Annotated in this window: 19 protein-coding genes; 7 read left to right on the forward strand and 12 right to left on the reverse strand. The window is 73.4% G+C overall.

Going from position 1 to position 22,804, the window contains the following annotated elements:
- Positions 1-254 precede the first annotated feature (254 nt).
- From ACFPZN_RS45775 to mtrA, 4 genes are all read right to left on the reverse strand, one after another.
- The gene (locus ACFPZN_RS45775) at positions 255-728 is read right to left on the reverse strand and encodes a ComF family protein (protein WP_378289501.1); all 474 of its coding nucleotides are present in this window, start codon (positions 726-728) and stop codon (positions 255-257) included.
- Positions 729-1,102: 374 nt separating this feature from the next.
- Positions 1,103-2,872, reverse strand: coding sequence for an LpqB family beta-propeller domain-containing protein (locus ACFPZN_RS45780; protein WP_378289503.1), 1,770 nt, complete (start codon positions 2,870-2,872; stop codon positions 1,103-1,105).
- A complete protein-coding gene (gene mtrB, locus ACFPZN_RS45785) occupies positions 2,869-4,494 on the reverse strand; it encodes an MtrAB system histidine kinase MtrB (RefSeq protein ID WP_378289505.1) in 1,626 nt (541 codons plus the stop codon). The genes ACFPZN_RS45780 and mtrB overlap by 4 nt, the downstream gene beginning before the upstream one ends.
- A gap of 31 nt (positions 4,495-4,525) precedes the next feature.
- The gene (mtrA, locus tag ACFPZN_RS45790; protein WP_021598338.1) at positions 4,526-5,203 is read right to left on the reverse strand and encodes an MtrAB system response regulator MtrA; all 678 of its coding nucleotides are present in this window, start codon (positions 5,201-5,203) and stop codon (positions 4,526-4,528) included.
- Between the two features lie 310 nt (positions 5,204-5,513).
- Here mtrA and ACFPZN_RS45795 point away from each other — a divergent pair, with 310 nt between their 5' ends.
- From ACFPZN_RS45795 to ACFPZN_RS45815, 5 genes are all read left to right on the forward strand, one after another.
- Complete coding sequence (locus ACFPZN_RS45795) at positions 5,514-6,698, forward strand: hypothetical protein (protein ID WP_378289507.1); 1,185 nt, start codon at positions 5,514-5,516, stop codon at positions 6,696-6,698.
- Complete coding sequence (locus ACFPZN_RS45800) at positions 6,698-7,378, forward strand: DUF4129 domain-containing protein (RefSeq protein ID WP_378289509.1); 681 nt, start codon at positions 6,698-6,700, stop codon at positions 7,376-7,378. The genes ACFPZN_RS45795 and ACFPZN_RS45800 overlap by 1 nt, the downstream gene beginning before the upstream one ends.
- Entirely contained in the window at positions 7,372-8,568 is a 1,197-nt protein-coding gene (locus ACFPZN_RS45805; RefSeq protein ID WP_378289511.1) for a DUF4350 domain-containing protein, read from the forward strand. Before ACFPZN_RS45800 ends, ACFPZN_RS45805 begins: the two co-directional genes overlap by 7 nt.
- Before the next feature lie 113 nt (positions 8,569-8,681).
- Complete coding sequence (locus ACFPZN_RS45810) at positions 8,682-9,605, forward strand: AAA family ATPase (protein ID WP_378289538.1); 924 nt, start codon at positions 8,682-8,684, stop codon at positions 9,603-9,605.
- A gap of 36 nt (positions 9,606-9,641) precedes the next feature.
- Positions 9,642-10,934 (forward strand): DUF58 domain-containing protein, encoded by a 1,293-nt coding sequence (locus ACFPZN_RS45815; RefSeq protein ID WP_378289513.1) that lies wholly within the window; start codon positions 9,642-9,644, stop codon positions 10,932-10,934.
- Positions 10,935-11,183: 249 nt separating this feature from the next.
- On the opposite strand, the gene ACFPZN_RS45820 is transcribed toward ACFPZN_RS45815, so the two are convergent.
- Entirely contained in the window at positions 11,184-12,179 is a 996-nt protein-coding gene (locus tag ACFPZN_RS45820) for a stage II sporulation protein M (protein ID WP_378289516.1), read from the reverse strand.
- A gap of 266 nt (positions 12,180-12,445) precedes the next feature.
- Here ACFPZN_RS45820 and ACFPZN_RS45825 point away from each other — a divergent pair, with 266 nt between their 5' ends.
- Positions 12,446-13,504, forward strand: coding sequence for an RDD family protein (locus tag ACFPZN_RS45825; RefSeq protein ID WP_378289518.1), 1,059 nt, complete (start codon positions 12,446-12,448; stop codon positions 13,502-13,504).
- Here ACFPZN_RS45825 and ACFPZN_RS45830 read toward each other — a convergent pair whose 3' ends face one another.
- From ACFPZN_RS45830 to ahcY (ACFPZN_RS45840), 3 genes are all read right to left on the reverse strand, one after another.
- The gene (locus tag ACFPZN_RS45830) at positions 13,505-14,086 is read right to left on the reverse strand and encodes a hypothetical protein (protein ID WP_378289520.1); all 582 of its coding nucleotides are present in this window, start codon (positions 14,084-14,086) and stop codon (positions 13,505-13,507) included. It lies immediately after the preceding gene.
- Entirely contained in the window at positions 14,086-15,345 is a 1,260-nt protein-coding gene (ahcY, locus tag ACFPZN_RS45835; RefSeq protein WP_378289522.1) for an adenosylhomocysteinase, read from the reverse strand. The genes ACFPZN_RS45830 and ahcY (ACFPZN_RS45835) overlap by 1 nt, the downstream gene beginning before the upstream one ends.
- A gap of 318 nt (positions 15,346-15,663) precedes the next feature.
- The gene (ahcY, locus tag ACFPZN_RS45840; RefSeq protein WP_378289524.1) at positions 15,664-17,094 is read right to left on the reverse strand and encodes an adenosylhomocysteinase; all 1,431 of its coding nucleotides are present in this window, start codon (positions 17,092-17,094) and stop codon (positions 15,664-15,666) included.
- A gap of 153 nt (positions 17,095-17,247) precedes the next feature.
- Here ahcY (ACFPZN_RS45840) and ACFPZN_RS45845 point away from each other — a divergent pair, with 153 nt between their 5' ends.
- On the forward strand, positions 17,248-17,607 hold the full coding sequence (locus ACFPZN_RS45845) for a MerR family transcriptional regulator (RefSeq protein WP_378289526.1): 360 nt from the start codon (positions 17,248-17,250) through the stop codon (positions 17,605-17,607).
- Positions 17,608-17,632: 25 nt separating this feature from the next.
- On the opposite strand, the gene ACFPZN_RS45850 is transcribed toward ACFPZN_RS45845, so the two are convergent.
- From ACFPZN_RS45850 to ACFPZN_RS45865, 4 genes are all read right to left on the reverse strand, one after another.
- On the reverse strand, positions 17,633-18,319 hold the full coding sequence (locus tag ACFPZN_RS45850) for a response regulator transcription factor (protein WP_378289528.1): 687 nt from the start codon (positions 18,317-18,319) through the stop codon (positions 17,633-17,635).
- A gap of 99 nt (positions 18,320-18,418) precedes the next feature.
- A complete protein-coding gene (locus ACFPZN_RS45855; RefSeq protein WP_378289530.1) occupies positions 18,419-20,011 on the reverse strand; it encodes a sensor histidine kinase in 1,593 nt (530 codons plus the stop codon).
- 535 nt (positions 20,012-20,546) lie between these two features.
- Positions 20,547-21,512: a cation diffusion facilitator family transporter gene (locus ACFPZN_RS45860; protein WP_378289532.1), complete on the reverse strand. Its 966-nt coding sequence runs from the start codon at positions 21,510-21,512 to the stop codon at positions 20,547-20,549.
- Positions 21,513-22,661 carry an SIS domain-containing protein gene (locus ACFPZN_RS45865; protein WP_378289534.1) on the reverse strand — a complete coding sequence of 383 codons (1,149 nt, stop codon included), beginning with the start codon at positions 22,659-22,661 and terminating at the stop codon, positions 21,513-21,515.
- Positions 22,662-22,804: the final 143 nt, after the last annotated feature.

Consider the following 22,804-nt stretch of genomic DNA (forward strand, 5'->3'; position numbering starts at 1 on the left):
TCACCAATGACCCGTTTACCCCTCATGTCACTCTTGTCACATCCCCCCTTCGAGCCCATCCATGCCGGCGCCCAGCCGACTCACTGGTGTAGCCGCCTTCCAGCACCCCTCTGACGCGCCGTCCGCGCCAACGACCGGCACGCTGCCTCTGACGCCGTCCTCGCCAGCGCCCGGCCGGGCGGCTTCGCGGATGGTCGGGGCGGTGGCTCGGTCGGGTGGCAAGGTGGTGTCCCCCCAGGTGGGGCGGTGTCTCGTCAGGTGGGGTGGTGTCTGGGGGTTGCGGCTACGGCGGCGGCGGCCAAGACCTGCGCGCCGGAGGTGCGCAGGGCGCGGGCTGCCTCGACGAGTGTGGAGCCGGTGGTGATCACGTCGTCGGCGAGCACCACGGCGCGGCCTGCCAAGGGGAGGCCGGGTAAGGGCTCCAGAGCGCCCGCCAGATTGGACGCTCGCCGGGACGCGGGCAGGGACGCCTGGTCGGCGACCTTCCGGCGGTGCCGGAGCGCCTGGAGGAGCGTGACGGGCGCCCCGGCATTCTGCAGCTCTCTGACGGCGACCTCGGCCATGCGCCGGGTCGGGTCGTGACCGCGTAACCGGACGGAGCGGCGGGACGACGGGACCGGGACGACGACCAGCGGCTCCGACAGGGACACCGCGCTCCGGACGGATCTGGCCAATGCCCTGCCCAACGGGACGGCCAGGGACGTGCGGGCCCGCTCCTTGTGAGCCACGATGACGGCTCGTACGGGCCCCGCGTATGACGCGACCGCCCACGGGCGCGGCAGGCCCGCAGGGACCGCCTCAGGCCAGGCTGGACGGGCTGGGGCCGCCACCAGGAAGGCCAGGCAGGTCGCGCATAAGAGCACCGACGGCCGTTCGCAGCCCGCGCACGCCTGCGGCAGGACCAGATCGAGGAGGTCGGCGAAAAAATTCATGCCTCCACGATGCCGGGCGTGTCGCGGAGGGGGCCAGAGGGTGCGGGAATTGTGGATAACCGGCGTCCTCGGGTCTCGAAGGTCCGATGTTTCAGCAGGTCGGGCGGGCTTTACCGGCGGCGGGCGGGCTCCAGCGAGCGGGGGGTGAGGTTCGGGGCGGGTGGGTGGGGTTAGCGGGGGTAGGTGGGGTCGGCGGCGGGGATGTTGCAGACCCACTCGCTGAACTGTTCGCGCGGGGTGCGCTGGCGGCATACCTGCTTGACGTGGGACGAACGGGTGCCGATCAGGACGGGCTCGTCCGGGGCGGCGGCGATCGACAGGGGCATTCCGAGCGCGCCACCGCCCAGCGTGCTGATCGCGCCGCCGCTCACCGGGACGAGGTAGGCCAGCACCTGCGAGTCGAGGTTCTTGCGGCCCAGCACCGCCAGCGTGCCGTAGTCGCGCCAGGCCAGGTCGATGGCGCCGCCCAGTTCGGAGCTGACCGGGAGGAACGAGCCCACGTCGGTGCCGCCCTCGTGGACGATCCGGCCGATCTGGACCTGCGCGCGGCCGTCCACGTGCACGATCGCGGCGGCCCGTACGCCGTCGCGGGAGACACGGAAGGCCAGGACCTGCCGCCCGCCGAGTCCCCAATGCGCCACCCGCGCCGGAGCCTGGCCGCGGCGTTCGCGTACCCAGAGCCAGGACTTGTCGCCGGACGACTCGACCGTCCACAGCCGGCCGTGGCGGTCCCAGGACGGCGGGGTGAAGCGGGAGCCCGCGCCGGACGGGCGGAGCAGGGTGCGGATGTTCGCCGCGCCCGCGACCAGGTCGCCGACCAGCACCTGGTCGCCGCGCGGGCTCAGCCCGGCGACCTCGACGTAGTCGGGGGCGACGGCGGGACGGACCAGGCGGCCGCCCGTGCCGGTGGCGACCGGCTGCGGCTGGTCCTGCAGGAGCTGGCTGAGATGGCCGGCGGCGCCGATCACGTAGGCGGTCTGGTCGGCGGCGGTGCCGTCGGGGTCGTTGACCTGCCAGGAGCGGACGGACTGGGTGCCGCTCGCGCCCTCCGGCGCGACCGTCTCACCCTCGATCTGCAACCGCCACTGCTTGATCTCCGACAGCTGCCGGAACGTCCAGCTGAGCTGCGCCGACATCCGCTCCACGTTGCCGCCGCGGGCCTCGCCGGTGAGGTCGACGGTGGCGACGTCCTTGCTGACGGTGACGCCGCGGCCGCGCAGCCGGCTGCCGCGGGGGAACGCGCTCTCGACCGCCGGGTCGAGCCAGGAGGTGGGGCCGTTCAGCAGCGCCCCGACCAGGTGGGCGGCCAGGTCGCGGCGGTTCACCAGGGGCAGGAAGATCCCGTTCGGGACGAGGGTGCGCTGGTCGGGGGCGAAGAAGAACAGGTTCACGGTGCGGAACGAGCGGTCGACGTCACCCTTGGTCAGCAGCAGCCCGTTCTCCACCTCGGCCGGCAGGCCGGTGATCCGCCACAGGCCGTGCGCGGTGCGGCCGACCTGGAACGTCACCTCGACGGTCTTGGGGTCGGCGGTGTACTGGCCGCCGGGGTCGATGGTGCCGAGCTGCTGCCCGCGCACCCGCACGGTGGCGCCGGTGGCGGTCTCCTTGACGATGTCGGGGTCCTGCCGGTCCTGCAGGACGGTCACGGCGGGACGGTCGTCCGGCCGCCACAGCCCCGGCCCGGACATGTACGCGCGGGCCACCGCGTGGTCGTCGTCGAAGCTGGCGGAGGCGGCCAGGAAGCCCGACACGATCTGCCGCGGCCCCCATTCGGGACGCGGCCGCACCGGGATCAGCCGGACATAGGGGTCGTCGACCTGGTCGGCGCCCTCCGCGCGTTTCCCCGAGACGACGCGGCCGCCGCTCGGCACGCCGGCGCACCCGGCGAGGAGCGAGGCCACCGCGGCCAGCGCCACGACATGCCGGAAGGTCCGGATCAATCTCCCGCCTCCAGCTCCGCGAACAGGGGGCGGGGGCTGCCCGCGCCCGGCGGTACGAGCGGCAGCGGGGAGCCGCGCAGTTCCGCGCCCGCCACCCGCGGCAGCGAGAGCCGGAACTGGGAGCCCTCCCCTGGCTCGCCCCACGCCTGGAGCCAGCCGCCGTGCAGCTGGGCGTCCTCGCGGGAGATCGACAACCCGAGCCCGGTGCCTCCGGTGGTGCGGGCGCGGGCGGGGTCGGCGCGCCAGAACCGGTCGAAGACCATCTGGCCCTCGCCGGGCTTGAGGCCGACGCCGTGGTCGCGGACGGCCACCGCGACCGCGTCGCGGTCGGCGGCGACGGTCACCACGATGTCCTCGCCCTCGCCGTGCTCGACGGCGTTGACCAGGAGGTTCCGCAGGATCCGCTCCACCCGGCGGCGGTCGACCTCGGCCATGCACGGCTCTCCGGGCAGCTGGAACACCACCTTGCTGCCCTTGCGCTCGGCCAGCCCCTGGATGTCGCCGACGGCGCGCAGCACCAGGTCGCGCATGTCCAGGGACTCGGCGTCCAGGGTGGCCGCGCCGGCGTCGTGCCGACTGATCTCCAGCAGGTCGCCGAGCAGGGACTCGAACCGTTCGAGCTGGCTCTGCAGCAGCTCGGCGGAGCGGCCGACCGCGGGATCGGAGAAGGTGTCGCGGTACTCGTAGAGCATGTCCGCGGCGATCCGGATGGTCGTCAGCGGTGTGCGCAGCTCGTGCGAGACGTCCGAGACGAACTGCCGCTGCACCTGCGACAGGTCCTCCAGTTCGCCGATCTTCTCCTGGAGGTTGGCGGCCATGTCGTTGAACGATCTCGCCAGCCGGGCGAGGTCGTCCTCGCCCCGGACCCGCATCCGCTCCTCCAGCCGCCCCGCCGCCAGCCGCTGGGCGCCCTGCGCGGCCAGCCGCACCGGGATCACGACCTGCCGGGTGACCAGGGACGCGATCGCGGCCAGCAGCAGCACCAGCACCGCGCCGACCCCGGTCAGCGACCGGCCCACCCAGGTGAGGGTGCGCTGCTCCTCGGCGAGGGGGAACAGGTAGTACACCTCGAACTGGCCCGCCTTGCCGCCGACGATCAGGCCGGGCTCGGAGCCGCGGCCGATGTAGGACAGCTTGCCGAAGGTGTGGTCGCGGGCGCCGGAGGGGCCCTTGCTCAGCTCGTCGCGCAGCCGCTGCGGGACGCTCTCCTCGCGCAGCTCGTTGGTGGCGAACCCGTCGAAGTACGGCTCGCGCACGTCGCGGATGTAGACCTCGTACAGCCCGGACGGGCCGCTGCGGGCCTTCAGCCCGTTCACCACGCTCTCCAGCCGCCCCCCGGAGTCGTCGGAGGGGGTGCCGAGGTCGCGCTGGACGGCGCCGAGGCCCTCGTCGAGCTGGAGCAGCGCCTGCTTGATCTTGCCGTCCATCAGGGCGGTGGTGATCTGCTGCATGAGGAACAGCCCGAGGATCGCCACCACGATCGCGGAGATGAACAGCGTGGAGGTGACCACCCGGACCTGGATGGAGCGGCGCCAGCGCGTGTAGGCACGCCGGACCGCGCCGCGGACCACCCGGCGCACGCTGCCGAGCCCGCGACGAACGAGCCGCTTCAGCCTGTTCATCGCGGGGAGCTGCTCCGTTCCGGAGGGAGGGTCAGGCGGGGCCGGCCTTGTAGCCGACGCCGCGTACGGTCACGACGATCTCGGGCCGTTCCGGATCCTTCTCGATCTTGGCCCGGAGCCGCTGGACGTGCACGTTGACCAGGCGGGTGTCGGCGGCGTGCCGGTAGCCCCAGACCTGCTCCAGCAGCACCTCGCGGGTGAACACCTGGCGCGGCTTGCGGGCCAGGGCGACCAGCAGGTCGAACTCCAGCGGGGTCAGCGGGATGTGCCGGTCGCCGCGCTTGACCGAGTGCCCGGCGACGTCGATGGTGATGTCGCCGATCTGCAGCGTCTCGGGGGCGGGCTCGTCGGTGCGGCGCAGCCGGGCGCGCACCCGGGCCACCAGCTCCTTGGGCTTGAACGGCTTGACGATGTAGTCGTCGGCGCCGGACTCCAGGCCGAGCACCACGTCCACCGTGTCGCTCTTGGCGGTGAGCATCACGATCGGGACGCCGGACTCGGCGCGGATCTGGCGGCACACGTCGATGCCGTCGGCGCCGGGCAGCATCAGGTCGAGCAGCACGAGGTCGGGCCGGGTCTCCCGGAACGCCTCGAGCGCCTTGTCGCCGTCGTGGACGAACGACGGCTCGAAACCCTCGCCCCTCAGCACGATGCCCAGCATCTCGGCGAGAGCGAGGTCGTCGTCGACGACCAGTACGCGTCCTCTCATGGCCCTCATCGTCACAAAGTCGGGGTGCGGTGGAGTGTGCAGGAAGGGGAAGACACACCTTGGCGTGCCAGGTTACCCGCGTTTGCCTCGTACATGACCCTTCCTGGACGGGCCGGTGACGCCCGCCCGGCCGGGACGGGTCCGGCTCGGACCGTCCAAAGGCCGGATTGTAAACAACGAGCGGCGCCGCGTTTCCCGGTTTGACCTCGATCGGCGGGCCGGGCCCGCCGCGCGTCCGGGCCGGTACGGGCAATCGCGGCAGCTCGCCCGTGACAGGATGACCTGACGAGTCATCGCACGGGGAGCAGACATGCCGACACCGGACGGTTGGGACGAGCGTGCCGTCCCGGGCGGCGGCGCGGCCGGGAACGAGGGCGCCGTGCCGTCCGAGGAGGTGCCCGGCGCCGGGGGCGGCGGGGTGGCGCTGGGGGGCGAGATCCCGTTCCGGCCGCTGTCGATCTCGGAGATGCTGGACGGCGCGGTCGCCTGCGTCCGCCTCTACCCGCGGGCCGTCCTCGGCCCCTCGGTCGCGATCACCACGGTGATCCAGGTGGCGGGGTCGCTGGCGGCGTTCTTCTTCGTGGGGCGGACGGCGCGGGACGAGGTGTCGCCGGGCTGGGTGGTGCGCTCCATCGGAACCCAGTTCACGCTGGGGATCTTCGGGCTGGTGCTGTCGGCGTTCGGGATCGTGCTGCTGGCCGGGCTGCTGGGGCCGGTGCTGGGGCGCGGGCTGTTCGGGATGCCCGTCACGCTGCGCGGGGCCTGGCGCGACCTGCGGCCCAGGCTGGGGCGGCTGGTCGCGGTCGGCGCGGCGGTCACGCTGGTGCCGCTGCTCGGCATGGCGCTGCCGGTGCTGCCGTTCGCGCTGTTCGTGGCGGTGGACGCGCATCCGGCGCTGGGCGTGCTGGCGGCGCTGGCGGGGTTCCCGCTCGGCGCGGCGCTGATGGTGTGGCTGTACGTGCTGCTGGTGCTGGCGGCGCCCGCCGTGGTGATGGAGCGGGAGAGCGTCGGCGGGGCGCTGCGCAGGGCCTGGACGCTGTCGAAGGGCCGCTGGTGGCGCACGTTCGGGACGCTGCTGCTGGCGATCCTGGTGACCGTGTTCATGGGGTTCTTCGCGCTGCGGATCCCGTTCCTGCTGGTGGAGCTGCTCTTCTTCGGCGGCGGGGGCGCGGGCGAATCGCAGGCGCTGCTGGCCATGGCGGTGGACACGGTGGGGCGCATCGTGAGCTGGTCGGTGGTGCTGCCGTTCGACGCGGGCGTGATCGCGCTGCTGTACTTCGACCGGCGGATGCGCCGCGAGGGCCTCGACCTTGAGCTGCGCACGCGCGCGCACGAGCGGCGGCGGGCGAACGGCCGGGCGCCCGCGGAGGGCGCGTCCCATGACGGAGGCGGTGTGGAGGACGAGGGGTTCTTCGAGCACTGGCGTCCCGACCTCGCGGAGCACGCGGCCACCCCGTACGGGCTCCAGCGGTACGGATCGGGGGCGTTGTCCTGATGCTCGACCCGATCGGCCGCGACGAGGCCCAGGAGATGGCCCGCCGCGAGCTGGAGAAACCGATCTACCACCGTGACCGGCCGTCCTGGCTGGAACGGGTCCTGGACCGGGTGGGCGACTGGCTGCGCGACCTGTTCAACCGGTCCGCCGACCCCACCGCGCACGGCAACGACGGCGGCTGGGTGTCGCTGGTGGTGATCCTGCTCCTGGTGGCGGCCGCGATCGCGCTGGTCGTCTGGCTGATGTGGGGGCGCGGGAACGTCCGCTCCCGCCGCGAGGCGCTGCTGGAGGAGAAGCCGACCACCGCCAGGGACCACCGGGCCGCCGCCGAGGAGTTCGCGGCGGCCGGCGACTGGCCCAACGCGATCCGGGAACGGCTCCGCGCCATCGCCCGCGACCTGGAGGAGCGCGCCGTGCTGGCGCCGGAGCCGGGCCGCACCGCCGACGAGCTGGCCGCGGAGGCGGGCGAGGCGCTGCCCGAGCTGGCCGGCCACCTGCGCGGCGGCGTGCGGATCTTCGACGACGTCTGGTACGGCGACCGGCCCGGCAGCGCCGAGGAGTACGCCCAGATGAAGGCACTGGACGACCGCGTGCGCGCCACCAGGCCCCGCCCGCTCGACGAGGACGAGGACGCGGCCCTGGCCGGCGCCGGGGCCGAGGACGGGGGCCTGCGATGGTGACCGCGACGCGGCCGCCGGAGGCACCGCCCGGCGGCACCCCCTCCGCGGGCCAGGTCGCCGCGCACCGCTGGCGCGCCTCGCGGGGCGTGCTCCTGGCCCTGCTGGCGCTGGTCGTGGTGGCGATCGGGCTGGCCGCGCTGCGCCCGTCCGGCACCGCCCAGGACCAGGACCCCGAGTCGCCCAGCCCGGACGGCACCCGGGCGCTCGCCGAGATCCTCAAGCAGCGCGGCACGCCGGTGCACGTGTCCCGGCGGGCCGAGGACGCCGCCCGCAACGCCGGCCTCGGCACCGTCCTGGTGATCACCCGGCCGGAACGGCTCACCGGCGCCGACGTCCAGCGGCTGCGCGCCGTCCGGGGCGACCTGCTGCTGGTGGAGCCGACCCGGGACGTCCTGGAGGGCCTGGCGCCCGGCGTCGAGCGCGCCGGCAGCAGCTTCGAGTCGATCGGCACCCCCGACTGCGCCCTGCGGGAGGCGACGCTGGCCGGGCGGGTCCTGTTCGACCGCTCCGACACCTACGCGCTCCCGCCCGGCGGCACCGGCTGCTACGAGGCCGACGGGCTGTACCGGCTCGTCCAGACACGGACCGGCGACCGCACGGTCACCGTGCTCGGCTCGCCCGAGCCGCTCACCAACGACATGCTCGACGAGGAGGGCAACGCCGCGCTGGGCATGAACCTGGCGGGCGCCCGCACCTCGGTCGTCTGGCTGATCCCCGACCAGCCCGCGCCGGGCAGCGGCAGCGAGGAGGAGACGGTCACCGACCTGCTCCCGTTCGGGGTCAAGCTGTTCATCCTGCAACTGCTCATCGCCGTCGTGCTGGTCGCCCTGTGGCGGTCCCGGCGGCTGGGACCGGTGGTGGCCGAGACGCTGCCGGTCGTCGTCCGCTCCGCCGAGACCGTGGAGGGCCGGGCCCGCCTCTACCGGGCCCACCGCGCCCGTGGCCGCGCCGCCGACGCGCTGCGCTCCGGGGCCCGGCAGCGGCTCGTCCCGCTGCTCGGGCTGCCCCGCAGCGCCGCCGAGGACCCCGCGTCCGCGCGGGAGATCGTCGCCGCCGTCGCGCAGCGCACCGGCTACGACGAGGCGATGGTCGGCGTGGCCCTGTACGGTCCTGAACCGGCGGACGACGGCCAACTCGTCGGGCTCACCGACCTCCTCGACGACCTGGAAAGGCAGGTACGCCACTCGTGAACCACCCAGTCGGACTCGACAAGGACGGCGGCGCGGCGCCGTCCGACACGCTCCCGCCCGGCGCGGCCGCCGACCCGGAGGCCCGGCGCCGCGCCGAGGGCGCCCGCGCCGCCCTGACCGCGCTGCGCGCCGAGGTCGCCAAGACGGTGGTCGGCCAGGACTCGGTGGTCACCGGGCTGGTCATCTCGCTGCTGTGCCGCGGCCACGTGCTGCTGGAGGGCGTGCCCGGCACCGCCAAGACGCTGATGATCCGCACCCTGGCGCGGGCGCTCGACCTGGACTTCAAGCGGGTCCAGTTCACGCCCGACCTGATGCCCGGCGACGTCACCGGCTCGCTGATCTACGACAACCGGACCGCGGAGTTCGAGTTCCGCGAGGGCCCGGTGTTCACCAACCTGCTGCTGGCCGACGAGATCAACCGCACCCCGCCCAAGACGCAGGCGTCCCTGCTGGAGGCGATGGAGGAGCGGCAGGTCTCGGTCGAGGGGTCGCCGCGTCCGCTGCCCGACCCGTTCGTGGTCTGCGCGACGCAGAACCCCATCGAGTACGAGGGCACCTACCCGCTGCCCGAGGCCCAGCTCGACCGCTTCCTGCTCAAGCTGACCGTGCCCGTCCCCACCCGGGACGAGGAGATCGCGATGCTGCAGCGGCACGCGACCGGGTTCGACCCGCGCGACCTGTCGGCCGTCAGGCCGGTCGCGGGCGCCGACGAACTGGCCGCGGGACGGGAGGCGGTCCGCACCGTCCACCTCGACCCGAAGGTCGCCGCCTACGTCGTCGACCTGTGCCGCGCCACCCGGCAGTCCCCGTCGCTGGCGCTGGGCGTGTCCCCGCGCGGCGCCACCGCGCTGCTGGCGACCTCCCGGGCCTGGGCGTGGATGTCGGGCCGCGACTACGTGACGCCCGACGACGTCAAGGCGCTGGCCCGCCCCACGCTGCGGCACCGCGTCCAGCTGCGCCCCGAGGCCGAGCTGGAGGGCGCCACCGCCGACGGCGTCCTGGAGGGCATCCTGTCCCACGTCCCGGCGCCGCGCTGAGCAGGCCGACGTGACCCGTGAGGAAGGGGGCGCGGCATGGCACTGACCGGACGTCTCGGGCTGCTGGCCCTCCTCGGCGCCGTCCTGCCGATCTTCCTGCCGAGCTGGTGGACGCTGCTGGGCGTCTGGGCCGCGCTGCTGCTGGGCGTGGCCGCCGACCTGGCGCTGGCCGGGAACGTACGCGCGCTGAAAATGCACCGCGACGGCGACACCAACGTCCGGCTCGGCGAGACCGCCCGCGCCGGCCTGGTCGTGGAGAACCTCGGGCGACGCCGCGTCAAGGCCGTCGTCCGCGACGTGTGGCCGCCCAGCGCGGGCGCGACGCCCCGCACCGTGCGGGTGGACGTCCCCGCGGGCGAGCGCCGCCGCGCCGACGTCACACTGCGGCCCACCCGGCGCGGCGACCGCAAGGCCGTGACCGTCACGGTGCGCTCGGCCGGGCCGCTCGGCCTGGCCGCCCGCCAGCTGTCACGCCCGGCGCCGTGGACGGTCCGGGTGCTGCCCGCGTTCCCGTCCCGCCGCCACCTGCCCGCCAAGCTGGCCAAGCTGCGCCAGCTCACCGGCCAGCACGTGGCGCTGATCCGCGGCCAGGGCACCGAGTTCGACTCGCTGCGGGAGTACGTGGACGGCGACGACGTCCGGTCCATCGACTGGCGGGCCACCGCGCGGCGCGCCGACGTCGTCGTCCGCACCTGGCGCCCCGAGCGGGACCGCCGCCTCTACCTCGTCCTCGACACCGGCCGCACCTCCGCCGGCCGGGTCGGCGACATCCCGCGCCTGGACTGCTCGATGGACGCAGCGCTGCTGCTGGGCGCGCTCGCGTCCCGGGCCGGAGACCGCGTCGACCTGCTCGCCTACGACCGCCGCGTCCGCGCCCGGGTGGAGAGCGCCTCCCGCACCGACCTGCTCCCCGCCATGGTGCAGGCGATGGCGCCGCTGGAGCCGGAACTGATCGAGAGCGACGCGGCGGGCATGGTGTCCACGCTGATGTCGCGGGTCCGGCAGCGCTGCCTGATCGTGCTGCTCACCGAGCTGAACCCGGCCGCGATCGAGGAGGGCCTGCTGCCGCTGCTCCCCCAGCTCACCGCCCGCCACCTGGTCATGCTGGCCGCCGTGAGCGACCCCCGGGTCGGCGAGATGGCCGGCACCCGCGGCGACCTGGCCTCCGTGTACGACGCCGCCGCCGCCGAACGCGCCCGCGCCGACCGCCGCCGCCTCACCGCCGAACTCCGCTCCTACGGCGTAGAAGTCGTCGACGCACCCCCAGAAGAGATAGCCCCCGCCCTGGCCGACGCCTACCTCGCCCTAAAAGCCGCCGGACGCCTGTGACTGTGTTTATGGTCGCCCTGTGTTTATTGGTCGCCCTGCGGCGTCGGGCGCGGGGCGCCCTCCTTCTCCGGGCGACGCGCGATCGCTGCATCGCTTCGACTCGCCTGGCGGCTCGCTGCGCGATCGGTTTCTCGCGGGCTCGAAACCGGCTTCGCACGCGATCGCAACGGTTGGGGTCGCCGGCGGCTGAGGAGAGACGGTTGGCGTCCCTGTTCAACTGGAGGTGCTGAGTTGGGTGGCGGTGGTCGGTTAACCGCTGGTCGGGGCGAGGTCGGGGCGGAGTTCGGCGTCGCCGGTCTCGCCCTGGCGGACGGCGCGGCGGCCCAGGACGATCACGTAGGCGAGGAAGGCCAGTTCGGCGACCACGCCGATGCCGATGCGCAGCCAGGTCGTGTGCACCCAGCCGGTCACGAAGCCCTCGATCAGCCCGGATACCAGCAGCACGCCGACCAGGCCGAGGGCGATGCCGACGGCGGCGCGGCCCTCCTCGGCGAGGGCGTGGCCGCGGCGGCGGGGGCCGGGGTCGATGACCGTCCAGCCGAGTTTGAGCCCGGCGGCGCACGCCAGGTACACGGCGGTCAGCTCCAGCAGGCCGTGCGGCAGGATCAGGCCGAAGAAGATGTCGCCCTTGCCGTGCGCGAACATCAGGCCCGCCGTGATGCCCAGGTTGGCCTGGTTGAGCAGCAGCACGTAGACCGTCGGGATGCCGAGCAAGATGCCGAAGATCAGCGCGACCGCCGACACCCAGGCGTTGTTGATCCAGACCTGGAAGGCGAACGAGGCCGCCGAGTGCTCGACGTAGTAGTTGGCGAAGTCGTGGTCGACCAGCTCGCGGATCTCGTGCGGGGTGGCGATGGCCGCCTGCACCTGGGGGTTGCGCGCCACCCAGATCGCCAGGACGAGGGCGAACAGGTTGCCGAGCACCGCGCAGCCCAGCCACCACCAGCGCATCCGGTACGCGGTGGCCGGGAACGACACCGTGGCGAAGCGCGAGACGTCCCGCCACAGCGGCGCCTGCGCCCCCGCGACCGCGGCGCGGCCCCGGGCCACCAGCGACGACAGCCGGCCCACCAGCATCGGGTCGGGCGAGCTGGACCGCACCACCGACAGGTGGGTGGCGGTGCGCTGGTAGAGCTCGACCAGCTCGTCGATCTCCTCCCCGGTCAGCTTCCGGCTGGAGTTGATCAGCCGCTCCAGGCGCTGCCACTCGGCGTTGTGCGCGGCCACGTAGGCGTCGACGTCCACCCGGCGAGACTAACGCCTCGCCCGCCGGTGCGGGCAAAATGGACTCCGGCACCCCACTCCCGAGGAGGGAGCCCAGCCATCGCTCCTCAGCCACCGGCGACCCCAACCGCCGCGATCGCGTGCGAAGCCGGTTTCGAGCCCGCGAGAAACCGATCGCGCAGCGAGCCGCCAGGCGAGTCGAAGCGATGCAGCGATCGCAGCGTCGCCCGCCGAAGGAGGGCGTTCAACGCCCGACGCCAAGGGCGACCAATAAATAGGGAGGGATCGTGACCCAACTCGTCACCGGCGAGGCCGTGGCGCTCGACATCCGGGTGGCGCGGCTGGCCAGCCGGGGGTGCGCCCTCCTTCTGGACCTGTTCTTCCAGATGATGATCCTCAACCTGGCGCTGTACATCGTCGGGATGACCACGCTGATCGCCGACGAGGCGTGGGCGGTGGGGCTGAGCATCCTGACGGTCGCGGCGGTGCTCGTCGGGTATCCGTGCGCGTTCGAGACGCTGTCGCGCGGCCGCACGCTCGGCAAGCTGGCCGTGGGGCTGCGGGTGGTCGCCGACGACGGCGGCCCGATCCGGTTCCGGCAGGCGCTGGTGCGGGCGCTGGCCGGGTTCCTGGAGTTCTTCGTCCTGTACGGGGCGCCCGCGCTGCTCACCTCGCTGTTCAACCGGCGCGGCAAGCGGCTGGGCGACGTGTTCGCCGGGACGGTGGTCATCCAGGAGCGGATCCCGCACTCGGCGATGCACGGGCCGGTGGCCGTCATGCCGCCCCAGCTGGCCGAGTGGGGCCGCACGCTGGAGGTCTCGATGCTGTCGGACGAGCTGGCGATGACCGCCCGGCAGTACCTCGCGCGGTTCTGGGAGCTGCGCCCCGAGGTCCGCGACGAGCTCGGCCGGCGGATCGCCGCGCAGGTCGCCGAGGTGGTGAGCCCGCCGCCGCCCCCGGGCGTGCGCCCGGAGATCTTCATCTCGGCCGTGCTGGCCGAACGGCGCCGCCGGGAGGAGTGGCGCCTCTGGCAGCGCCAGGCGCGGCGCATGCGCAAGCTGGGCGTCGCGTGGCCGAACACCGGGCAGGCCGCCGCTCCCGTGCCGGTGATGGCGATGGCCGGGGGTCCTCCGGCGGCTCCGGTACGGCAGGGGCCGCCCGCGCCGCCGCCGTTCAGCGCCCCGGTGCCGGGACAGCCCCGGTTCCTGCCCCCGCCCAACTACGGCGCGGGGCCGTACCAGCAGGTCCTGACCGCGCCTCCGCCCGGCCAGTACGGGCCGCCGACCGGCGGGTGGCCCCAGCAGGGGGCGTACAACACGGCGCCGCCCCCGCCCGAGCAGCGCTGATCAGGGAAGGGCCAGGTTGGGCGGACTCTCCAGCTCGGCCAGCTCGATGCCCGGGGCGTTCAGGACGACGTCCCCGGCCAGATGGATCTCCTGGCCCTCGCCCGTGGCGAGGTCGGCCACCTCGTACCGCGCCACGGGCAGCGGCCCGGTCTCGGTGTCGTACGGCGTCACCTCCGCCAGCCGCCAGCGCCGGTCGACGGTGAGCGCGGACAGGGCCGTCCCCGTGACCTGGACGAGCCGGACGTCGGCGTGCTCCCCCGCCGCCAGCCCCAGCGTCCGCGACACGGCCACCAGGAAGCCCGGCGACTCCCCCAGGAACCCCACGGCGCGCACCGCGCGCTCGGCCGCCTCGGAGCCGCCGCCCCGCACCCAGACCAGGTCGCGGCCCGTGACACCGCCGCGGATCCACCACCCGGCGCTCACGAACTCCACCCGGATCTGCCGCCACCGCGAGTCCACCACCAGGTCCACGCGCAGCCCGTCGGACCGCTCCCCCACGTACCGCCAGCCGCCGGCGCCGGGCGCGCACTGGAAGCGCTCTTCGAGGTCGCCGTCGAGATGCAGGTAGGTTCCGCGCGGCACTAGGAGCCGATCCGCCAGGAGTGCAGGTAGTCCTCCTGCTCGGCGGTGAGGGTGTCGATGGAGATCGCCATCGAGGCCAGCTTGAGCCGGGCCACCTCGGTGTCGATCGCCTTCGGGACCTCGTGCACGGCCGGTTCCAGCGTCGCGTGCTCGGCGGCCAGCCACGCGCACGTGAGGGCCTGGTCGGCGAACGACATGTCCATCACCGCCGCCGGATGCCCCTCCGCCGCCGCCAGGTTGACCAGCCGCCCCTCGGCCAGCAGCACCAGCCGCCGCCCGTCGGCCAGGACGTACTCGTCGGCCTGCGGGCGCACCCCCCGGTGCACCTCCACCGACAGCTCGGCCAGCGCCCGCACGTCGATCTCGATGTCGAAGTGCCCCGAGTTGGCGAGGATCGCTCCGTCCTTCATCACCCGCAGGTGCTCGCCGCCGATCACGTCCCGGTTGCCGGTGACCGTGATGAACACGTCGCCGTGTGCCGCCGCCTCCGCCATCGGCTGGACGGAGAAGCCCTGCAGCGCCGCGTCCAGCGCCTTCACCGGATCGATCTCGGTGACGACCACCCGGGAGCCCAGGCCGCGCGCCCGCTCGGCCAGGCCGCGCCCGCAGTACCCGAACCCGGCGATCACCACCGTCTTCCCGGCCAGCAGCGTGTTGGTGGCCCGGACGATGCCGTCCAGCGTGGACTGCCCGGTGCCGTACCGGTTGTCGAACATGTGCTTGGTGTCGGTGTCGTTCACCGCCACCATCGGGAAGCGCAGCACGCCCTCCCGGGCCATCTGGTGCAGCCGGATGACCCCGGTGGTGGTCTCCTCGCAGCCGCCCTTGACCGTGCCGAGCAGGTCGGTCCGCTCGATGTGCAGCGTGTTGACCAGGTCGCAGCCGTCGTCCAGCACCAGGTCCGGCCCGGTCTCCAGGGCCTGGTGGATGTGCCGGTAGTAGCCCTCCCGGTCGGTGCCGGACCGCGCGAACACCTCGGCCCCGTACTCCTGGACGAGCGCCGCGGCGGTGTCGTCCTGCGTGGACAGCGGGTTGGACGCCGCCAGCGCCACGCTCGCCCCGCCCGCCTGGAGCGTCCGGATCAGGTTGGCGGTCTCGGTGGTGACGTGCATGCACGCCGCGACCCGGAGCCCGTCCAGCGGCCGCTCAGCCGTGAACCGCTCGCGGATCTGCCGGAGCACCGGCATGGTCCGGTCGGCCCACTCGATCCGCTTGACGCCCTCGTACGCCAGCGAGGCGTCCGCAATATCGCTCACCATGATCCTTAAACGAACAACTGCCGGACAGGCCGTAAACCCCTGTCCGGCAGTGTCCCATCTACCTCAGCCGCCCTGCCTCAACCCCCGGCGGCCTCAACCGCCGCGATCGCGTGCGAAGCCGGTTTCGAGCCTGCGAGAAACCGATCGCGCAGCGAGCCGCCAGGCGAGTCGAAGCGATGCAGCGATCGCAGCGTCGCCCGGAGAAGGAGGGCGTCCAACGCCCGACGCCGCAGGGCGACCAATAAACACAGCAGCGATCGCGCGTCGCCCGGAGAAGGAGGGCGTCCAACGCCCGACGCCGCAGGGCGACCAATGAACTCAGTAGCGGTAGTGGTCGGGCTTGTAGGGGCCTTCGACGTGGACGCCGATGTAGGCGGCCTGCTCCTTGGTGAGCTCGGTCAGCTTGACGCCGAGGGCGTCCAGGTGCAGCCGCGCGACCTTCTCGTCCAGGTGCTTGGGCAGCACGTACACGCCGACCGGGTACTCCTCGGTCTTGGTGAACAGCTCGATCTGCGCGATGACCTGGTTGGTGAAGGAGTTGGACATGACGAACGAGGGGTGGCCGGTGGCGCAGCCCAGGTTCATCAGCCGGCCCTCGGCCAGGACGATGATCGAGTGCCCGTCCGGGAACCGCCACTCGTGCACCTGCGGCTTGATCTCGATCTTCTCGATGCCGGCGATCTTGGCCAGCCCGGCCATGTCGATCTCGTTGTCGAAGTGCCCGATGTTCGACACGATCGCCTGGTGCTTCATCCGCTCCATGTGGTCGGCGCGGATGATGTTGAAGTTGCCGGTCGTGGTGACGAAGATGTCGACCGTGTCGACGACGTCGTCCAGCGTGCTCACCTGGAAGCCGTCCATCGCGGCCTGGAGCGCGCAGATCGGGTCGATCTCGGTGACGATCACGCGGGCGCCCTGGCCCTTGAGCGCCTCGGCCACGCCCTTGCCGACGTCGCCGTAGCCGGCGACCAGCGCGACCTTGCCGCCGATCAGGACGTCGGTGGCCCGGTTCAGGCCGTCGATCACGCTGTGCCGGCAGCCGTACTTGTTGTCGAACTTGGACTTGGTGACCGAGTCGTTGACGTTGATCGCCGGGAACGCCAGGGTGCCGGCCTTGGCCATCTCGTAGAGACGGTGCACGCCGGTGGTGGTCTCCTCGGTCACGCCCTTGATCTCGGCGGCGGCCGCCGTCCAGCGGCCGTCCTTCTCCGCGATGGTGCGGCGCAGGGTGTCGAGGATGATCCCCCACTCCTCGGGGTCCTCGGCGGTGGCGGTGGGGACGGCCCCGGCCTTCTCGTACTCGGCGCCCTTGTGGACGAGCAGGGTGGCGTCGCCGCCGTCGTCGAGGATCATGTTCGGGCCCGTGCCGTCCGGCCACTGGAGGGCCTGGTCGGTGCACCACCAGTACTCCTCCAGCGTCTCGCCCTTCCAGGCGAACACGGGGACGCCCTTGAGGGCGTCGGCGGTGCCGTCCTTGCCGACGACGACGGCCGCGGCGGCGTGGTCCTGGGTGGAGAAGATGTTGCAGGACACCCAGCGGACGTCGGCGCCGAGCTCCACCAGCGTCTCGATCAGCACCGCGGTCTGGATGGTCATGTGCAGCGAGCCCATGATCTTGGCCCCGCGCAGCGGCTTCGCCTCGGCGTACTCGGCGCGTACGGCCATCAGCCCCGGCATCTCGTGCTCGGCGAGCCGGATCTCCCGGCGCCCGAAGTCGGCCAGCGACAGGTCGGCGACCTTGTAATCCATGCTTGCGTAACTCCTCGTGTCCACTGGGGTCGGCGCCCGCCGCAGGTCCCGCGAGCGCGGGCGGTCCGGGTCTGCCCGCGAGTCTAGGCCCGGCCCGGCCCGGAAGGCACGGCCGGAGCTGACTTTCTGACACAGATTTGTCAGAATCACCCTATGCGCATCACGGAGGCCGCCCGCCGTCTCGGCACCTCGCCCCGCATGCTCCGCTACCGGGAGAGCCTCGGGCTGCTCCCCGCCACGCGCGACGCCCCCGCGGGCGGGCACCGCCGCTTCGGCGACGCCGAGCTGCGCGCCGTGGCGCTCGCGCTCGCCCTGGAGAAACGCTTCGACATCGGCCCGGCCGAGCTGGCCTTCGGCCTCCGCGTCCTGGCCGAGCCGGACGCCCAGGCCCGCGTCCGCGAACTCGGCGAGCGCATCGGCAGGCTCTCCGCCCCGCCCACCCGCGCCCTGGACTTCGAGAAGGAGAAGGCGCTGCGCCTCCTCCAGCAGCGGCAGCGCCCCCGCCCCCGCTGAACGGGCGGCGGGACGGCTCCGCCCGTCAGACGGGCGGGCGGCGGGCCTCGTTCTCGCCCGGGACCACCACCCCGGACTCGTACGCCAGCATCACCGCCTGCGCCCGGTCGCGCAGGCTCAGCTTGGTGAACACCCGGGCCACGTGCGTCTTCACCGTGTGCTCGCTCACCACCAGCCGCGCGGCGATCTCCCCGTTGGACAGGCCGCCCGCGATCAGCACCAGCACCTCGGTCTCCCGCGCCGTCAGCGTCGCCAGCTCCGACGGCGCCTGCGGACGGTTGCGGCGCTGCTTGGTGAACTCGCGGATGAGCCGCCCGGTGACCTGCGGGGCCAGCAGCGAGTCGCCGCGCGCCACGACCCGCACGGCCGAGACCAGCTCGTCGGCGGTGGCGTCCTTCAGCAGGAAGCCGCTGGCGCCCACGGCCAGCGCGTCGTAGACGTACTCGTCCACGTCGAAGGTGGTCAGCACCAGGACGCGGACGCCCTCGGCGCCGGGCTGGGCCAGGATGCGCCGGGTGGCCTCGATGCCGTCCATCCCGGGCATCCGGATGTCCATCACCACGACGTCCGGCCGCCGGGACTCGGCCAGCCGCACCGCCTCCCGGCCGTCGCCCGCCTCCCCGACCACCGAGATGTCCTCCTGGGCGTCCAGCAGGGCGGCGAATCCGGCCCGCACGATCGTCTGGTCGTCGACGATCAGAACCTTGATCACACCGGCCCCCCGTGACGGGCGCCGGACCGCCGTCCGGCACGGGCCGTCCCCACCGTGTCCGGGGGGAGGGCCTCCCGGACGCCCAGGGGAAGGGCGGGCTCAGGGACGACCGTGCGGCGGCGCCTGCGAACCGGGTTCACGGGTGGGGGTCTCCTCCCTCGTCAGCGGAAGCTCGGCCTCCACCACGAACCCGCCCTCGGCGGCCGGGCCGGCGGAGAACCGTCCGCCCAGCATGGTCGCACGTTCCCGCATCCCCACGAGGCCATGTCCGCCGTCCGGAACGCCCGAGGACGGGGTTTCCAGGCGAGTTCGCCCTGCCTGACCGGTTCCGGCGCCCGGGGGATCCAGTACCGCCGTACGGGACGGCGTCCCGTCCCGGTTCAGGACCATGGTGGGCGCGGAGGCGCCGTCGTCGAGGACGCGCACCGCCAGCCGGTCGGGCAGGTAGGTCAGCTCCACCCTGACCCCCGCGCCCGGCGCGTGCCGCCGCGCGTTGGTCAGCGCCTCCTGGACGATCCGGTACGCCGACAGCTCCACCGTGGTCGACAGCGTCCGCGGATCGCCCCGCACCTGCATGTCCACCCGGCCGCCCGCGCCGCGGTGCTGCTCGACCAGCTCGGGCAGCCGGTCCAGCCGGGGCTGCGGTGCCGACTCGGGCTCGGCCTTCGCGTCGGCCCGCAGCACGCTCAGCAGCCGCCGCATCTCCACCAGCGCCTCGCGGGCCGTCTTGGCGATCTCGGTGTAGCCGTCGCGGGCCTCCGGCGAGAGGTTCTGCATCGTGTACGGCGCGGTCTCCGCCTGCACCGCGATCATCGAGACCGAGTGCGCCACCACGTCGTGCAGCTCCCGGGCGATCCGGGCGCGCTCGCGCATCACCGCCTGCTCCCGCTGGACGGCGGTCAGCCTGGTCAGCGTCTCGGTGTTGCGCTCGTCCGCCTCGGCCCGGGTGCGTCCCGCCGTCTCCACCACCCGGCGCGCGTCGCCCAGCCCGACGGCCGCCAGCACGGCGACGACGGCGGCCGGCCAGGGGATGTCGTCGAGGGTGCCGGTGGACAGGTAGACCACCGCGATCGTCACGAGCCCGCCCACCGCGAGCGCGCCCGCCGACTGCCGGGGCAGCTGCCGGGCCAGCGTGTACAGCGTGTAGAGGGCGGCGAACGCGGTCGTCACCAGGAGGGCCTGGCCGGTGAGGAGGCTGGCGGCGAACGCGCCGAGCGCCACGGCGGCCACCGGCCGCAGGTTCTCCCGCCGCCACACCAGCGGCAGCGTGGCCGCCACCGCGAACCCGCCCGCCACGCTCAGCGGCGTGTCCACCTGCGGCGCGAGCTCGGCGAGCGCGGCGATGGTCAGCGCGAGCCCGGTGAGGGGCGCGAAGTACCACGCCTGGCGGAACTCGCTCCAGGCGTTGATCCACCGCGGCAGCGGCGCCGTCTGGGTGGTCGAGGCGATCCGGGTGCGCCCGTCGGGCTGCTGCTGCTGGGCGCGGCGCCCGGTCAGCCTGCCGGCGATCCCCGTCCCGAGCGGCTTGAGCAGCCGTCCGATCCCGGTCAGGATCCACAGCAGCAGCTGGCCCACGCCCGCCACGATCCGGCCCGACAGCCGCCACGCGTGGTGGGCGACCGCCGGCCCGAACCCGCTCGGCGTCCCCCGGTCACGGGGCGGCGCGGTCTGGGAGTGGTCGTCGCTGGTCACCACTCAATACTGACCGCTGCACGGCCCTTGTCACCTCACCGTGCGGTGTTATGCGCCCGGCCTGTATCCCCCTCGAGGACGACATCGTTTCCCTCCTCTGGGGGGACGTGCGGCGGACCAGCGGGGACGTACTGTCTTAATCGTGATCGAGCCGGTGGCCCCACCGACCTAGGGGGTTCGGCGGAGCCGCCACGGTCACGCCAGAACCGCCCGGCTTCAGGGGTCCGGGCGGGGAGCATGGGAAGGCGCCTCGCCGGTCGACCGTCCGGTGTGCTTCGCAGAGGCACGGCCGGTCAAGCCTGGGCTGGGGTCGACCGGTACAACGGCCGATCGGCGGGGAAGCCGCCCTCCCGCTCACGAGCCGCCATCGGACTCCGATGGCCCCGCCTTCCGCCGATCGCGGCGATCTCTCGCGTGGCCCGCAGACCACCATCCGCCTGACCGCCTCCGGATCTTCCGGGGGCTTTCGCTTTTCCGGGGGACGTTCCGGGGGCGGTCAGGGGACGGCGGACGGATCCGCGAGCCGGTGCCTTGCTCAGGAGGTGGCAGGGGTTTCGGGGGCGGGGCTCTTCAGGTCGGCCTCGTCCAGGGCCGGCTCCAGGTAGATCAGCCGGGCCTCGGGGAACTGGGCGCGGATCTTCGCCTCGGCCGCGTCGATGCCGCGCGCCACGTCCGCCGCCGTGTCGTCGTGATGCACCGCGATCTTGGCGGCGATCAGCATCTCCTCCGGGCCGACGTACTGGGTGCGGATGTGCATGACGTGGTCGACCTCGTCCACCGACTCCAGCGCCCCGATGATGCGCTCCTCCTGCTCGGGGTCGGCGCCCTCGCCGATGAGCAGGCTCTTGGTCTCGACCGCCAGGATGATCGCGATGGAGGCCAGCAGCACGCCGATGCAGACGGTGCCGACGCCGTCCCACACCAGGTCGCCGGTGACGACCGCCATGGTCACACCGCCCAGCGCCAGGATCAGGCCGACCAGCGCGCCCAGGTCCTCCAGCAGGACCACCGGCAGCTCGGGGGCCTTGGCCCGGCGGATGAACTGCCACCACGACTGCTCGCCGCGGACGCGGTTGGACTCCACGATGGCGGTGCGGAACGAGAACGTCTCCATGATGATCGCCGCGATCAGCACGCCGAACGCCCAGGCGGGCGAGTCCATCTTGGCGCCCGGGTGCTCGATCGCCTCATGGATCTTGTGGTAGCCCTCGTACAGCGAGAAGACGGCGCCGACGGTGAACAGCACCACCGCCACCACGAACGCGTAGAAGTAGCGCTCCCGGCCATAGCCGAACGGGTGCCGCGGGGTGCGGCGGCGCTCGGACCGCTTCTTGCCGACCAGCAGCAGGCCCTGGTTGCCCGAGTCGGCCAGGGAGTGGATGCCCTCGGCCAGCATCGACGAGGAGCCCGTGAAGCCGAACGCGACGAACTTGGCGGTGGCGATTCCGAGGTTGGCGGCCAGCGCGGCGACGATCGCCTTGGTTCCGCCTTCTGCACTCATCTACGAAATCCTCGCTTTGAGCTCTTGGATGGCCGTGACGGGAGTGGGATCGACCCCCAGCGCGATAGCCAAGTAAACCGTGATGTAGTCCGCCAGCGCGATCATTGTCGCGATTCTTTCCAGCGGATGGTCGCCCTCGGCCGGGATCTCGGTGATCGCCACACCGCGCCCCCTGGCGAGCTCGACCGCCACCTCCCGGCGCCTGGCCACCTGCGGATGCTCGTCGCCGTCGCGCAGCACCACCAGATGGAGCCCGTGCTCGGACTCCTCGGCCCGGTCGCGGAAGAAGTCGTCGGCGTCGTCGGCGTCGGCGGCCGGGCGGCCGCCGGCGGCGAAGAACCCGTCGAACGCCACCACCTGGTTGTGCCCGGCCTCCGGCAGCTCGCCGTAGACCCCCGGGTACTTGGCGTTCTCGTTGAGCTGGCAGCAGAACCGGTACGCCGCCGTGCCCGCCAGCTGGGACGTCCCCCACACCAGCGGCACGTCGCCCATGAGATCGAGCGCGGCCCGCTTGGCCGGGTTCACGAACGACTCGCTGGCCGGACGGCACCGGTGGGCGACCTCCTCCAGCCGCTCGGCCGCCGACTCCAGCACCTCGTCGCGCACGTCGGTCAGCCCCAGCGCCCGGGCCGCCAGCAGCAGCGGAACGGTCAGCCCCCACAGCGTCGAACGCGGCTGGCCCACCGAACGCACCGGCACGAACAGCCCGCGGCTGCGCTCGGCCAGCCCCGCCAGCGGCGACTCGGCGCCGCCCACGAACACCATCCGGCACCCGCGCCGGGCCGCCTCCGCCGCCACGGCGAGGGTCTCCTCGGTGCCGCCCGAGCACGACACGGCCATGACCACGTCGGCCGCGCCCACCCAGCCCGGCAGCCGGTAGCCCCGGACGGTCACGATCGGCACCGGGCAGCCCGCGCCGCAGACCGCGGCCAGCACGTCCCCGGAGATCCCCGAGCCGCCCATCCCGGTCACCACGATCGCGCGCGGCCGCCCGTCCTCGGCGACCGCGTCGACGCGCGCCTCGGCGGCCAGCCGCCGGGCCTCCCGGATCTGCGCCGCCGACGAGGCCACCTGCCGCAGCATGCCGCCCGGGTCGGCCGACTCGATCGCCTCCGGCTCGTCGAGCCGGGTCGGGTCGACGCCGCCCATCACCGCACCGCCTCAGCCAGGGCGGTGCGGCGCCCCTGCGGCTCCCACCGTGCTCCCCGGTCGCCTCCGGGACGCCCCGACGCACCGCCTTCCCTCGTCGCAGGCTCCTCAGTCCAGGCGGTGCGGCGCCCCTGCGGCTCCCA

This window comes from Actinomadura rugatobispora (genome assembly GCF_042656285.1).
In the GTDB taxonomy this organism is placed as follows: domain Bacteria; phylum Actinomycetota; class Actinomycetes; order Streptosporangiales; family Streptosporangiaceae; genus Spirillospora; species Spirillospora rugatobispora.

Coding starts and splice junctions, on each gene's coding strand:
- ACFPZN_RS45815 (WP_378289513.1), top strand. CDS start 9,642: ATGGCACTGACCGGACGTCTCGGGCTGCTGGCCCTCCTCGGCGCCGTC.
- ACFPZN_RS45845 (WP_378289526.1), top strand. CDS start 17,248: ATGCGCATCACGGAGGCCGCCCGCCGTCTCGGCACCTCGCCCCGCATG.
- ahcY (WP_378289524.1), bottom strand. CDS start 17,094: ATGGATTACAAGGTCGCCGACCTGTCGCTGGCCGACTTCGGGCGCCGG.
- ahcY (WP_378289522.1), bottom strand. CDS start 15,345: ATGGTGAGCGATATTGCGGACGCCTCGCTGGCGTACGAGGGCGTCAAG.
- mtrA (WP_021598338.1), bottom strand. CDS start 5,203: ATGAGAGGACGCGTACTGGTCGTCGACGACGACCTCGCTCTCGCCGAG.
- ACFPZN_RS45805 (WP_378289511.1), top strand. CDS start 7,372: ATGGTGACCGCGACGCGGCCGCCGGAGGCACCGCCCGGCGGCACCCCC.
- ACFPZN_RS45865 (WP_378289534.1), bottom strand. CDS start 22,661: ATGGGCGGCGTCGACCCGACCCGGCTCGACGAGCCGGAGGCGATCGAG.
- ACFPZN_RS45800 (WP_378289509.1), top strand. CDS start 6,698: ATGCTCGACCCGATCGGCCGCGACGAGGCCCAGGAGATGGCCCGCCGC.
- ACFPZN_RS45795 (WP_378289507.1), top strand. CDS start 5,514: ATGCCGACACCGGACGGTTGGGACGAGCGTGCCGTCCCGGGCGGCGGC.
- ACFPZN_RS45860 (WP_378289532.1), bottom strand. CDS start 21,512: ATGAGTGCAGAAGGCGGAACCAAGGCGATCGTCGCCGCGCTGGCCGCC.
- mtrB (WP_378289505.1), bottom strand. CDS start 4,494: ATGAACAGGCTGAAGCGGCTCGTTCGTCGCGGGCTCGGCAGCGTGCGC.